This window comes from Rhodococcus sp. 05-2255-3B1 (assembly GCF_002258545.1).
Classification (GTDB): domain Bacteria; phylum Actinomycetota; class Actinomycetes; order Mycobacteriales; family Mycobacteriaceae; genus Rhodococcoides.
In genome coordinates this window covers 77475-91293 of sequence record NZ_NOZC01000018.1, presented here as the reverse complement: position 1 = coordinate 91293, position 13819 = coordinate 77475, and the positions used below count along the sequence as shown (strand labels likewise).

The window sequence follows — 13819 nt, the reverse complement described above, 5'->3', positions numbered from 1 at the left end:
ACGTGTTCGTTCGATGGGGAAAGTTCGTCCACCGACTCCGGTACACCGTTCTCGGTGTCATGGTGGCCGGACTGTCGATCCTGGCCGCGTACGGCTGGGATCTCACCGACCACTTGAGCCAGAGCGGCTTCGACGATCCGACGTCGCAATCCGCGGCTGCGAACAACCTTGCCGAGGCGACGTTCGGCCGTAACACCGAGGGCGATGTGATCGTCCTGTACACCGCGCCGGAGGGGTCGACCATCGACGACCCGGCGTTCGACGCTGCGGTCGTCGGCAGTCTCGATTCGCTGGTGTCCGATCACCCGGACCGCATCGCGAAGATCAACGCCAGCTACTTCCGGACTGCCGAGGCCCCGGTGCTGGCGGCGCTCGGAACCACCGACAAGCAGCATGCCATCGCGAGCATCGCCATCGTCGGTACCGACGACACCGAGCTGACCGAGAACTTCCAGGCCGTCCAGAGCGCGTTCTACATCGACGGCGTCGACGTACAGGTCGCCGGCCAACAGGCCGTGGCGGCCGCCCTGCAGTCGACGATGACCGACGACATCCACCGCATGGAAATCCTTGCCATCCCGGCGGTGGCAGTGCTGCTGTTCTTCGTGTTCGGCGGCGTCGTGGCCGCTGCGCTTCCGCTCATCGTCGGCGCGCTGACCGTCGTCGGCGCCAACGGCATCGTGAAGCTGTTCACCCACGTCACCGACGTGAACACCTTCGTTGCACCGGTGGTGTCGCTGGTCGGACTCGGCTTGGCGATCGATTACGGACTGTTCATCGTGTCGCGTTTCCGAGAGGAACTGGGCGACGGCCGGTCGACGCCTGATGCCGTCCGTCGATCGGTCATGACGGCCGGTCGGACGGTGGCGTTCTCGGCGACGATCATCGTCGCCTGCCTCGGGGGTCTCTTGCTGTTTCCGCACGGGTTCCTGCGGTCGGTCGCCCTGGGTTCGATCGCGACGGTCGCTCTCGCGGCACTGAACGCGATCACCATCCTGCCGGCCATTCTGTCGATTCTCGGCCCACGCGTCGATGCCCTCGGCCTGGCGTTCATGCGTAAGACCAAGTCGTCGGAGGAAATCGAGAACGGGATGTGGGGCAAGCTCACCACCTGGGTGATGCGCAACCCCATCAAGGTGGTCGTCACGATCGTGCTCGGACTGCTGGCGTTGACGCTTCCGATCGGGAACCTCGCGTTCGGTGGCATCAACGAGACGTATCTGCCACCGGACAATCCGACGCGGGTGGCGCAGGAACGGTTCGACGAACTGTTCCCCGGCCAGCGCACCGAGCCGATCGAATTGGTCATCCAGAACGCCCAGGGGTCGAACCTGGCCGCCATCACCACCCAGGCGAACAACGCGCCGGGCCTGGTCGAGCAGTTCACCCCGGTCGGTGCCAGCAAGGACGGAATCATCGTCTTCAAGGCCGGACTGATCGATCGCAACGACGCAGCGCCCGCCATCGAGTTCCTGCGCAGCATCGACACTCCCGAGGGCACCTCGATGGAGGTGACGGGAACGCCTGCGATCGAACGGGATTCGATCGATGCGCTGGTCGATCGTCTACCCCTGATGGCGGTGCTGGTCGTCATCGTCGTGACCGTACTGATGTTCCTGACGTTCGGATCCTTGGTGTTGCCGATCAAGGCGGTGCTGATGACGACCCTCGGGCTCGGTGCCACGATGGGCATTCTGACGTGGATCTTCATCGACGGCCACGGCGCGGCGTGGCTGAATTTCACGCCCGGGCCGATCATGGCGATGATTCTGCTGTTGATTGCCGCCATCGTGTTCGGGCTGTCCACCGACTACGAGGTGTTCCTACTCTCCCGCATGGTCGAGGCACGCGAAAATGGCTCCAGCACAAGCGAAGCCATTCACATCGGCACTTCGCACACCGGTCGCATCATCACCGCGGCAGCATTGATCCTCATCGTCGTCACCGGAGCGTTCGCGTTCTCGGATCTGGTGATGATGAAGTACATCGCGTACGGCATGATCGCTGCCCTCATCATCGACGCCACCGTCATTCGCATGTTCCTGGTGCCCGCGACGATGAAACTGCTCGGCGACGCGAGCTGGTGGGCACCGGCGGGCATGAAGCGCATGCAACGCAGACTCGGACTGGGCGAAACGGCTCCGAAAGACGACTGACGCGCCGCCGCCCCCACAACGCGTCAATGGACCACTGCACCGCCGAGACGTATGCGATGGTCCATTGATGCGGTGTGGCCGGGCTCGGGTCGGACGCGTGAATGGACCACTGCACTCCTCAGACGTATGCAATGGTCCATTCACGCGGTGTGGGGAGGTCAGGAAGACACTGCCGCACTCTCTCGGTCCGCGAACACCTTCGCGTAACGGGTGCCCGCGATCAGCAGCAGTAGTCCCACTGCGATGAAGGCGATGACTCGGAACAGTCCGTCCAGGGCGACGAGGTCGAACAGGAACAGTTTTGCGATGGCCGCCGCGGTCAAGGACAGTCCGGCCAGCAGTGCCAGATGCGCGTGGGTGACACTGCGCAACCCGAATGCCAGGAGTGCGAAGGCTGCGATCATCCACTCGATGGTCGCCGCGGTGTGGCCTGCAGTGAATCCCGTTGTTTCGCCACCGATTCCGATGCCGAGGGTCACCGTTGCCGCCGTCAGGCCGTACAGCGCGAGTACGCCGGAGACGATGCCCAGGGTCCGCAGTCCGTCGTCGACCGGTTTCAGTTCGGCCAGCACGTATGCGAAGGCGAATGCCGTTGCAGCGAGCAGGATTCCGCCCAGGGCGATACCGACGCTGCCCACTGCGTGATCGGAGTCCAGCAGCGCCTGCGGCGGACTGACCGAGACGAACATCAGTGCGCCGATCACGCCGAATCCGCTGCCGATCGAGTATGCGAGTGTCGAGCGGGTGCTGTGGGCCACCGCGATCAGTGCCGACGCGACGGCGAACAGCACCACCGGGCGAATCTCGAGGGTCGTCGACTCGACTGCGGCCTGCAGCGTCGCCAGCGCTCCGATCACCGCGACGGCGATGCGAGCGTGCCCTGGCAACCACCTCACCAGAATTACGATCGCCACGGCTGCAGCAGCAAGAACCAGTTGGACAGAGACGGTCGCGGCGCGATCGAAAACGTCGGCAGAGACCAGCACCGGCACAGACGCGAGAGCGATCATGACGGTGGCGACCACATCGGAGACGTTGCGGCGCAGCAACTCCAGTGAGGTTCCGATCCCGAAGACGGCCACCGACACGACGGCCAGGAGCAGCCAGAGGTCGCCGGTGGATCCGGACAGATCGACACTCGCGATGGCAGCCAGCACCGCACCGACGAGGGGTACGGTCCGAACGACCTGCAGGAGTGGCCAATTGCGGCCGATCTGAGCCGGAAAGCTGGCGACGTACGTGGCGATGAGGAATGCGATCAGGGTCAGGGTGAGGCCGTCGGTCAGCACCGGTCCACACACCGCGACACCGGCGAGAATCAGCACCGCCATCGGCTGCGACGTCCACTGCACTGCGAGTGCCGTTCCGGCTGCGGCAATTCCGAATGCGGTGATCAGCCCGAGTACGGGATCGAGCCAGCCGTACAGGACGGACGTCGCGAGTACATCGAGGTACAGGCCCGCGATGCCGGTGGCGGCGAGGGCTATTCCGCCGATGCGTCCGCCGGAGCGGCCGAACACTCGGACACCTGCACCGATCAGCGCGAGTGAGAACACTGCGCCCGCGGCGACCCGCAGCGTAGGGCCGAACCACCCGGCCTGTGCGGCGAGGACGAGCAGCATCACGACACCGACGAGGGTGACGCCTGCGCCTGCGACAGCCAGCAGACGACTGATGACACCGTCACGCTGCCACCACGGTTCGCGCGGCGGAGCCGGCGGGCGAGGCGCGACGACCGGTCCACTGGGTGGTGCGGGGTAGGTCATGGTGGGCTGGGGCCGAGCTGCCTGCTGCCCCACCGGCTGACGGACGATGTGGCCGAACGGCTGACCGTAGGGCTGCGGAGGCAGCGGTGGTGACGCCACCGGAGGCGCAACGGCAGGAGCTGCCGGTGCCGACGCCTGCCGCGTGGGAGCGGGAGCCGTTGTGGCACCGAGCTGGGACTGCAGGTTCTGCAGGTCGACGGCCACCTGGCGCATGTGGTCGCCCAATGAATCGAAGCGGCTGGACAGTCGCGCGACGAGTTGCGGATCCAGCCCGGAGCTCTGGGGAGAAGTCATGGGTTAGATCCTGCGACCGTGGCGGCCGGAAAGCGTGAGTAGTGCTACTCGGATTGCTCGAGTAGAAGCGCCTCGCTAGCCGAACATACGACGGATCGAGCTACCGAAGGGATGCTTGGCGGTCACCGAACCCAAGCGAACCTTGCCCGAGACCACGAGATGCAGCGGCCCGTACGGAGGCCCGGTGCGGACCTTGTTGGTGGCGCTACCCGCCACCGTCTCGACGCGGTTGAGATCGACTGTCGCTTCGGTGGGCACGATCAGTGTCACGGTGCTGCAGTAGTCGTCGACGTGAATCTCGACCACCTGCGTGGACATGACCGCCTGGGTGAAGTCGAGTGTCACCGTCGACATGCGGGTGGAGACGCGCATGCTCGGCGGCACGTTCCACGGTCCCTTGCGGGTGATGGTGGACATGGTGCCGCGCAGTGTGTCCGACGCGCCGCTGCCGTGTCCCCAATGCTCGTGAACGACGCGGCGCGCCGTCGGTTGCGAGGTGGGCGCGGGAAAGGGCTTCGGTGCCGGGCGATGTTCCTCGGCGATCTGCATCCCGGGCAGGTCGGCGAGTACCGAGTTCAGTTCACCGCGGGTCTTCGACGCCAATGCGGTGTCCATTCGCTCGGTGAACTCACCGAGCGACAACATGCCCTGGCCCACCGCGCGCTGCAGAAGCTGCCCGACGTGTTCGCGTTCGGCATCGGACACTCTCAGATCCCTCGCCTCCATGGGTTCAGGGTAGCGAAGATCTCAGGCTGCGCGACCGCCGAGAACGGAGAGCATTCCGGACACCGACGCCGGCCATCCGAACTGTTCGGCGCGCAACCTGGCGGCGGTGCGGCGGCCGTCGACCGGTAGTTCGAGTACTCGTTCGATCTCGGCGGCGAATCCGTCTGCGGTGTTCTCGGAGGATCCGCCGCAGTGTGGGGTGACGATCTGCGCCAACGCCGAGGTCTCGGAGACGACGACGGGGGTGCCCGCGGCGAGCGATTCCAACGCAGCGAGGCCGAACGTCTCGTGCGGTCCCGGTGCGAGAGCGATGTCCGCGGAGGCCAGCAGGGCTGCGACGGCCGCTCTGCCGTCGACGAAGCCGAGGAAGTCGACGGGTAGGCCGCGGGCACGTCGTTCGAGGCCGGCTCGGCGGGGGCCGTCGCCGGCGATGATCAGCCGCGCCCGCATTCCCGAATCACACAGCGCAGCAAGCGAATCGATACTTCTCTCGACGTGCTTCTCCACCGACAGCCGGCCGCAGTGCACCAGCAGGCGATCGGCGTCGCCCAACCAGGCCGACCGGTTGCCCACGTGCCGACGCCGCGGATGGAAAAGGTCGAGGTCCACGCCGAGCGGCACTCGGTGCACGTTGCGCACTCCGATGCGCTCGAATTCCTGCTGCGCGAACTCCGTGGTGCACACGACGGCGTCGTACTGCTCGGCCGTACGCCGATTGGCCAGGTCCGCGATGGGGCGAGCACAGCGCATCGGCATCGTCTGCGCGAGCAGACGGTCCAGACGTTCGTGAGAGATCATCACGCTGCGCACGTCTCGGCGCGCGGCCCAGGCCCCCATGCCGCGCAGTGTCAGTCGGTCCGATACCTCGATCACGTCGGGCCGCAATCCGGCCGCGATCGAGGACACTCGGCGCGGGTCGGCCACCCGATACCCACCGGTGAGCGGAATGCGCGGTGCCGGCACCTCGATGCGCACCACTCCCGACGGGAGCAGCGTCTCACTCCGTCGATCGCCCGGCACGATCAGAGTCACCTCGTGGCCGCCGGCCACGTACCCCGATCCGAGCTGGTCGACGGCCGTCCGCAAGCCGCCGGACCTCGGTCCGTAGAAGTTGGCCACCTGCACGATGCGCACCCGACCAGTCTCCCCAGCCGAGAGTCCGCCCGACGGCGCGATGATGGACAGTGGCCGAACCCTCACGTAATTCTGTGTGGGGATCGCTACCAACGGGTAGGTGAGGCAGATGCGAGTGACACTGCAATCGACCGGTAACGCCCCCGCCCCCGAGGTCTGGGAACGCTACATGGAACCGACGGCCTGGAAGACCTGGGCTCCACAGATCATCGGCGTCGAGTACCGCGGTGAGCGCCTGGACGCCGACACCACCGGCCGAGTGCTGGGGCCGCTCGGGCTGCCGATCGACTTCCGGGTGCATTCGGTCGACGAGCGATCGTGGACGTGGGCATGGTCGGCCTGGTTCCAGAATCAGGCCATCGGGGTCGACCTGACGCACGGCGTCGTCTCACGACCCAACGGGACCAGGGCGTGGCTGACGATCGACGGCCCACTGCCACTGGTTCTGCCGTACGTCCCGATCGCCAAGTTCGCGCTCGGCAGGTTGTGCAGTCCGTAGCGCTACTCGGACCGTGTGACGGTCTTCTCCTCGGACTTGTCGGCCACGTCGGTCGGCTCGGGCGTCGGTAGCGAGGACTCCTCGCCCGACCCGTCCAGGTGGCCGTCGAACTCGTCGATAGCCTCGTCGCGCTCGGCACCGGTCTGATCGAGATCGGCGTCGACCCCCTTCGAGTGCTTCGCCGGGTCGACGGTGGTGTCCACTGCATTTTCGTTGTCGGTCATGGAATGCAGAGTGCCCCTCGGCTACCGACGCAAACCCTCACAGCCCTTTTTCGATGACGTATCGGGTCAGTTCGACGCGGTTGGCCAGCTGCAGTTTTCGCAAGGTCGCCTGGACGTGATTCTCGACGGTGCGATGGCTGAGCGTCAGTCGGGTCGCAATCTGCTTGGCGCTCAATCCTTTTGCGACCAGGCGCAGTACTTCGGTCTCGCGGTCGGTCAGCGTCGGGCGAGTGTCGGATGCGGGCTCGGGCGAGGACGACATCCGCCGGAACTCTCCGAGTACCAGGCCCGCGAGGCCGGGAGTGAACACCGCCTGCCCTGCCGACGTGGCACGGACCGCGTCGAACAGTTCTTCGGCCGATGCGCTCTTGACCAGGTAACCGGTCGCACCCGCCTTGATCGCGTCGAGCACGTCGCTGCGTTCGGCGGAGGCCGAGAGCACCAGGATCTTGGTCTCGGGCGAGGCGTCCAGGACGGCGACGGTGGCATCGGCTCCGTTGCCGTCGGGCAGATGCATGTCCATCAGCACCACATCGGGTGTGGTCGCTCGGGCGCGGCGCCCCGCAGCGGCAACGCAGTCCGCGGTGGCGACTACCCGGAATCCGGCGGCCTCGAGATCCCGGGCGACACCGTCGCGCCACATCGGGTGGTCGTCGACGACCATCACCGCGATGTCGGCATTCGCTTCCTCTGTCATTCCGGTCCCTTCGCTCGCGGAATGCGGATCTCCCATTCGGTTCCCTCACCCTCGTCGGTGTCGAGTATCGCAGTACCGCCGAGAGATTCGACGCGGCCGAGGATCGATTTCGAGACGCCCATCCGACCTTCGGCCTCGGCGGCGGCGAGCCGTCCGGCAGGGATTCCGCGGCCGTCGTCGCGGATACTGACGATCAATTCCCCGTCGACGTCCTCGAGCAACACGTAGGCCTTCGCATCGGCTCCCGCGTGGAGTTCGACGTTGGACAGTGCGGTGGCCACGACGGCGGCGAGTTCCTCGGCGACGTCGGATTCGACCAGCACGGGATCGGCGGGCGTCGAGACCGAGATCGATGTGCCCGCCTGAGTTCGCAGCAGCGCCCTGACGTCGACGATCGAGCCGGTGTGGTCGTCCCGAGGAGCTGCCTGTTCCGAGATCAGCACACGCAGAGCCACTTCCTGCTCGCCGGCCAGCTCGGCGAGTTCGGCTGCCGGCCCGCCTATTTCGAGACCACGCCGTCGTACCAGGGCCAGGACCTGCAGCACTCCGTCGTGCACCTGCCGGGCCAGCCGCTCTCGCTCCTCGGTGATCGCGGCCGATAGTGCTGCGCGGCGCAATTCTTCGTGGGCGCGCCTGGCGGTGTTCGACGCCAGTCCCAGTGCCAGTCCGGCCGAGAGCAGGACCGGGGCGGTGGCATCGGACCAGAGATCGGAGTCGAAGCGGTCGCGGACGAGTGCGCTGACCACCGACATCGCCACCCCCGATGCAATTCCGCCCTTGGGGCCCAACAGGATTGCGGCAGAGATGACGGCGTTGGTGGCCCACAGCGTGGTCGGCAGAGTTTGGCGGGTGCTGTACCACTCGTAATCGGCCACCAACCTCGTCGATGCCATCAGCGCGATGACGATGACCTGATCGGCGAGCACCACCTGCCAGCGTGGCAGTGATGCGCGTGCGAGCATCAGCGCCGATGCCCCGGACCACACGGCCATCAGAGCGACGAGGAACCAGCTCAGCCGCGGGTTGGTGTAATTGTCCACGGTCGCGGCCTGATAACTGATCGCGTAGACCAGTGTGATCAGCCGGAAAGCCTGCGAGGCCCGCCAGAGCGGGGTGTCGGGATCGGACGAGGTGAGCGTGGTCCGTACCCGGTCAGCCGTCCGCATCGGTCTTCGGACCTGCTGTCTCGGTATCGGCAGCCTCGGTATCCGGGGTCGTCAACTCTCCCTTGGCAAGCCGCTCAGGCACGTCGCTTCCGGGCGGAGTATCCGGATTGCTCGGCTCGGCGGAATACAGCGGGTCGGGCACCTCGAGTTCCTCGTAGACCTCGTCCGGGTCGTCGGCGAGCAGCGACCGCACGGCGGTGTTGAGGACGGCGACGATCGGCACCGCCAGCAGGCCTCCGACGATGCCCGCGAGCAGAATGCCGACGGTGATGGACAGGACCACCGCCAACGGGTGCAGTCGCACGGCGCGGCCCAGCAGGAGTGGTTGCAGCACATGGCCTTCGAGCTGCATGACGGCCACCACTATGCCGAGGGTGATCACCGCGGTGATCAGGCCCTTGGTGACCAGTGCGATGAACACCGCGACGAATCCGGTCAGCACCGCACCGATGATGGGGATGAATGCTCCGATGAACACCAACGAGGCCAATGGAAGAGCCAGTGGCACACCGAGAATGGCCAGACCGGCACCGATGCCGACGGCATCGGCGGCCGCGACGGCAACCGTCGCCCTGACGTATCCCACCAGGGACCCGAAGCCCTGGATGCCGGCGGTGCGGATTCTTCTGCGGGCCGCGGTCGGCGCCAGTCGGGTGACGAACTGCCAGATCTGATCGCCGCCGTACAGGAAGAAGATGAGGGTGAACAGTGTCAGCAGTGCGCCGGTGAGAATTTCACCGATCACCGCCGCGGTCGTCAGGGCTCCGCTCGTGACGGCTTCCTGATTGTCCTGAATGACCTTGACGAGGCTGTCGGTGGCCTGCCTGATCTGATCCTCGCTGATGTGCAAGGGACCGTTGCTGAGCCATTCTTCGATGCCGTTGATGGACTGGGTGAACTGGTCACCCACCTGCGGCAGGCCTTCGATGAACTGCTCGACGATGAAGGTCATGATCCCGGCGACGACACCGATGCTGGCGATGATCACGACGATCACCGCGACGGCACGTGGCACTCCGCGTCGGTGCATCCAATCGACGACGGGAACGAGCATCGCCGACGCCAGGAGCGCCAGGCCCAACGGAATGACGACGGTGCTGAGCTTGGCCACCACCAGGCAGAACGTGATGAATCCGGCAAACAGGACAAGCAGTCGCCACGTCCATTCCGCGCCGACCCGCACCAGCGGATGCACCGAATCCGCAGCCGAAGTGGGGCCCGGGGACGCCCCCGTACCTTGCGCCCGCAACTCGTCGGTGCTCACCCGCTAAATTTAACCCGTGCTGGCATCTTTCCGAGCGGTCTCGCTCACCCTGAAGAGTCGCTGGCCGCTCTATATGCTCTCGATGCTCATCGCCAACGTCTTCGGCGCGGTCCTCGTGTTCGCCTTCGTGCGATACGGCCTGCCCATCCCCGAATCGCAATCGATCGTCGCCGACCGCGTGCGCAACGTGTACATCTTCGGGGCGTACCTACTGGTGGCCCTGGTCGTCAGCCTGATCTATGCGTACTTCCTCCTGCGGTCGGTGATCAGGTGGCAGCTCCGCGGCGGCCCACCCACCCGCAAGGAACAGATGACGACGCTGCACGCGCCGTTGCGTCAGGCGATCGTGCACCTCATCCTCTGGATCATCGGCGGCATCATCTTCGTGCTGCTGACCATCGCGGAGATGCCGTCGCTGTCCATCGCCGTCATCGTCACCGTCGGTATGGCCGCCACCGTGACGTTCGGATTCACGTACATGCTCGGCGAACGGATCCTGCGACCGGTCGCAGCACTGGCGTTGAGCGAGGGCCGATTCGACCGCACCATGACGCCCGGCGTCGGCACCCGCATGGCCATGACGTGGGGACTGGGCACCTTGATGCCCGTCATCGGCATCATCCTGCTGTGCGCCACGCAGATCACCACCGATCTGGTGTTCTCTCCCAACGCGCTCGCGGTGGCCATCATCCTGCTCAGCGTGCTGGCGATCGTGCAGGCGTTCGTGCTCTCCATGCTCACCGCGAGCCAGATCTCCGACCCGATCAGCCAGCTGCACCGCGCCATCGAGCGCGTTCAGCGCGGCGAGACCGACGTCGAGGTCGACGTGTTCGACGGCTCCGAGATCGGACGCCTGCAGGTGGGCTTCAACCGAATGATGGAGGAATCGGCCGAACGACGCGTCCTACGAGAGCTGTTCGGCCAACACGTCGGTGAGGACGTGGCGCGTCGGGCATTGCAGTTCGGAACCGAACTCGGCGGCGAGACACGATTCGTCGCAGTGCTGTTCGTCGACATGGTCGGCTCCACGGCCACCGCCTCCGAGCGCCCACCGGGCGAGGTCGTGGTGCTGCTCAACGAGTTCTTCCGAGTGGTCGTCGACGTCGTGGGACGTCATCACGGCTTCGTCAACAAATTCATGGGCGACGCGGCCCTCGCGATCTTCGGTGCCCCACTCGATCGTCCCGACGCCCCGACCGCCGCGCTCGCCGCCGCGCGCGAACTCAGATTCGCGCTCGACGAGATCACCGGCCTCGACATCGGTATCGGTGTATCCGCGGGTCTTGCCGTCGCCGGAAACATCGGTGCGTCGGAGCGCTTCGAGTACACGGTCATCGGAGACCCGGTCAACGAGGCCTCGCGACTCACCGAGCTCGCCAAACTGCGTCCCGGACGCGTCCTGGCGTCGACCTCGGCCCTGTACTTCGCCGACGACGAGGAACAGGAACAGTGGGAGCTGGGAGACCAGGTGCAACTGCGTGGTCGACGACGGGCCACCCACCTGGCCTGGCCGGTGGACTATCCCGATTCCTCCTCGCGCGACAGTTAGTCTGACAAGGTGCCCGACCCCAGCTCCACCCGCGGACCCGCAGTGCGGCGTCCGCGAAACCGACTGCGGTGGGTCAAGTGGATCGCCGGAATCGCCCTGGTGGCGCTCCTGGTCGGCGAGGCGATCTACCTGTGGCCGCGGCTGCACGAATCCTGGACAGCCGTCCGCGAGATCCACTGGGGTTGGCTGGCGGCCTGCATAGTCGCTCAAGCGGTGTCGCTGAGCGCTTTCGGCAGGGTGCAGAAGCAGTTGCTCGACGCAGGCGGAGTGAAGGTGCGTCAGCGCAAGTCCGTGGCGGTCATCTACGGCAGTACCGCGATGGCGCTCACCCTGCCCGCAGGCCAGGTGTTCTCCACGGCGTTCACCTATCGCGAGACACGCCGCTGGGGAGCGAGCCCGGTCGTTGCGTCCTGGCAGTTGGCGATCTCCGGCGTCATCGCCGCGGCAGGACTGGCCGTGCTCGGCGTTGCGGGCGGACTGGTGGTCGGCAGCTCGTTCAACACGTTCACCGTGGTGCTTCCGATCGCAGGCGTCATCGCCATCGTCGCCGCCGTTCGCTACATCTCCGATCACCCCGAGTCGATCAAGACCGTCGCGCGCTGGGGACTGCGGAGATACAACGCGTTCCGCAACCACGAGCTCGACGCGGGTGCCGAGGGGATCGACAAGATCATCGGCCAGATCCAGTCCGTTCAGCTCGGCAAACGCGACGGCGCGCTCACCCTCTCGTGGTCGGCCGTGCATCGACTGGGCGACGTCGCCTGCTTGGCGTTCGCGTGCTTCGCCGTCGGCGCAGATCCGCGACTGTCCGGTTTGCTCATCGCTTTCGCGGCGGGCAAAGCCGTCGGATCCGTTCCCCTCGCACCCGGTGGCCTCGTCGTCGTCGACGCCACCCTCATCGCGTTCCTCACCAGCGCTGCCTCGATCAGTGCATCGCAGGCCGTCGCCTCGGCCCTGGTGTACCGCGGCGTGAGTTTCATCCTCGTCGCCATCGTCGGGTGGATCGTGTTTCTCGTGCTGTTCCGCAAGCACCAGCACGCCGATCTCGAGTTCGACATCGCACTCGAGCGGCAGGAGACCGCCGAGCTGCGACGTACCGAGGACATCCGCGACGCCAAGGGCGATCCGGAGCCCGCGTAGCGTCACGAGCTGTGTTGTCCGTCACCTTCTGTTCACTCGGAATATATACGGACCCTGGTCCGCTTGTGTACTATCAGCATTGAAACTTCAACCCTTAGGAGTCCCCATGACCACCGCGATCGCACTTCCCGAGCTCACCGCAGGCACCTGGGTCATCGACCCGGCGCACTCCACCGTTGGATTCACCGTCCGCCACCTGGTGGTCAGCAAGGTCCGTGGCCGTTTCCAGAACTTCAGCGGCACCATCACCGTTGCCGAGGACGGCACGCCGTCGGTCGACGCCGAAATCGACGTCGCGTCCATCACCACCGACAACGAGCAGCGCGACGGCCACCTCAAGACCGCCGACTTCTTCGAGGTCGAGAAGTTCCCCACCGCGACGTTCAAGTCCACCTCGGTCAAGGCCGACGGCGGAGACTTCGTCGTCACGGGCGACTTCACCCTCCACGGCGTCACCAACTCCATCGATCTCAAGCTCGAGTTCAACGGCGTCAACGCAGGCATGGGCAACGGACCGGTCGCCGGCTTCGAGGCCAGCACCGTCATCAACCGCAAGGACTTCGGCATCAGCATCGACATGCCCCTCGAAGGCGGTGGCGCTGTCGTCGGCGACAAGATCACGCTGAACCTCGAAATCGAGGCCGGACTGCAGGCGTAAGTCCGCCTCGCTTCGCCCCCTCTTCCGGATCAATGCGACTTCGTTGCAGTCCACGCGACTGACACCCACATCGATCCGCACCGGGTGGTCCCCCGAACGGCCCGCACCGCATTCGTCGGTGCGGGCCGTTCGCTGTCGGTGTCTACAGTGGTGCGCGTGAAGTTTCGTTCCCCAGTAGTTGCTGCCGTCATCGACCTGCTCATGGTCGTGCTGTTCGCCGCGATCGGTCGGCGCAGTCACGCCGAGGCCACCGCACTGTCCGGCCTGTTCCACACCGCCTGGCCGTTCGTCGTCGGTGCCGCCATCGGCTGGATCATCGCGTTCGCCTTGTACCGCAACAAGTTCGACGCTTTCCTCATCGTCCCGACGGGCATCGTCGTGTGGGTGATGACGGTCGCGGTGGGCATGGTGTTGCGTGCGGTGACCGGGCAGGGAACAGCCGGATCGTTCATCGTCGTCGCAACGCTGTCCACTGCAGTTCTGCTGCTGGGTTGGCGAGCGCTGGCGAAGTTCGTGCCGAGCGTTCGTTGACTGCAGAGTTCGTCG

General features: G+C 65.9%; 13 protein-coding genes. 6 read left to right on the top strand and 7 right to left on the bottom strand.

What is annotated here, in order from left to right; all coding sequences use genetic code 11:
* Positions 1–2: 2 nt before the first annotated feature.
* Positions 3–2156, top strand: a complete 2154-nt coding sequence (locus tag CH249_RS10880; RefSeq protein ID WP_094683409.1) for an MMPL family transporter — start codon at positions 3–5, stop codon at positions 2154–2156.
* A 158-nt stretch (positions 2157–2314) separates the two neighbouring features.
* Here the strand turns inward: CH249_RS10880 and CH249_RS10875 are convergent, their stop codons facing one another.
* From CH249_RS10875 to CH249_RS10865, 3 genes are all read right to left on the bottom strand, one after another.
* Positions 2315–4216, bottom strand: coding sequence for a DUF2339 domain-containing protein (locus CH249_RS10875; protein ID WP_179273291.1), 1902 nt, complete (start codon positions 4214–4216; stop codon positions 2315–2317).
* 75 nt (positions 4217–4291) lie between these two features.
* Positions 4292–4942, bottom strand: coding sequence for a DUF1707 domain-containing protein (locus CH249_RS10870; protein WP_094646061.1), 651 nt, complete (start codon positions 4940–4942; stop codon positions 4292–4294).
* 21 nt (positions 4943–4963) lie between these two features.
* The gene (locus CH249_RS10865; RefSeq protein WP_094683408.1) at positions 4964–6076 is read right to left on the bottom strand and encodes a glycosyltransferase; all 1113 of its coding nucleotides are present in this window, start codon (positions 6074–6076) and stop codon (positions 4964–4966) included.
* A gap of 109 nt (positions 6077–6185) precedes the next feature.
* Here CH249_RS10865 and CH249_RS10860 point away from each other — a divergent pair, with 109 nt between their 5' ends.
* Positions 6186–6575, top strand: a complete 390-nt coding sequence (locus CH249_RS10860) for a hypothetical protein (RefSeq protein WP_032396662.1) — start codon at positions 6186–6188, stop codon at positions 6573–6575.
* A 2-nt stretch (positions 6576–6577) separates the two neighbouring features.
* Here CH249_RS10860 and CH249_RS10855 read toward each other — a convergent pair whose 3' ends face one another.
* From CH249_RS10855 to CH249_RS10840, 4 genes are read right to left on the bottom strand one after another with little or no spacing between them, the layout of a single operon-like run.
* Positions 6578–6799, bottom strand: coding sequence for a hypothetical protein (locus CH249_RS10855; RefSeq protein WP_032396663.1), 222 nt, complete (start codon positions 6797–6799; stop codon positions 6578–6580).
* Positions 6800–6836: 37 nt separating this feature from the next.
* Positions 6837–7496, bottom strand: a complete 660-nt coding sequence (locus tag CH249_RS10850; protein ID WP_094683520.1) for a response regulator transcription factor — start codon at positions 7494–7496, stop codon at positions 6837–6839.
* The gene (macS, locus tag CH249_RS10845; RefSeq protein WP_094646063.1) at positions 7493–8662 is read right to left on the bottom strand and encodes a MacS family sensor histidine kinase; all 1170 of its coding nucleotides are present in this window, start codon (positions 8660–8662) and stop codon (positions 7493–7495) included. Before macS ends, CH249_RS10850 begins: the two co-directional genes overlap by 4 nt.
* Positions 8649–9857, bottom strand: coding sequence for an AI-2E family transporter (locus CH249_RS10840; protein WP_052683830.1), 1209 nt, complete (start codon positions 9855–9857; stop codon positions 8649–8651). The genes macS and CH249_RS10840 overlap by 14 nt, the downstream gene beginning before the upstream one ends.
* A gap of 142 nt (positions 9858–9999) precedes the next feature.
* Between CH249_RS10840 and CH249_RS10835 the strand changes: the two genes are divergently transcribed.
* The 4 genes from CH249_RS10835 to CH249_RS10820 all read left to right on the top strand — a co-directional run bounded on the left by CH249_RS10835 (position 10000) and on the right by CH249_RS10820 (position 13804).
* Complete coding sequence (locus tag CH249_RS10835) at positions 10000–11475, top strand: adenylate/guanylate cyclase domain-containing protein (protein ID WP_045200526.1); 1476 nt, start codon at positions 10000–10002, stop codon at positions 11473–11475.
* Positions 11476–11484: 9 nt separating this feature from the next.
* Positions 11485–12615, top strand: coding sequence for a YbhN family protein (locus CH249_RS10830; RefSeq protein WP_179273292.1), 1131 nt, complete (start codon positions 11485–11487; stop codon positions 12613–12615).
* Positions 12616–12721: 106 nt separating this feature from the next.
* Positions 12722–13273, top strand: a complete 552-nt coding sequence (locus tag CH249_RS10825) for a YceI family protein (RefSeq protein WP_045197294.1) — start codon at positions 12722–12724, stop codon at positions 13271–13273.
* A 147-nt stretch (positions 13274–13420) separates the two neighbouring features.
* Positions 13421–13804 carry a DUF3054 domain-containing protein gene (locus tag CH249_RS10820; protein WP_176459091.1) on the top strand — a complete coding sequence of 128 codons (384 nt, stop codon included), beginning with the start codon at positions 13421–13423 and terminating at the stop codon, positions 13802–13804.
* The last annotated feature ends 15 nt before the right edge of the window (positions 13805–13819 follow it).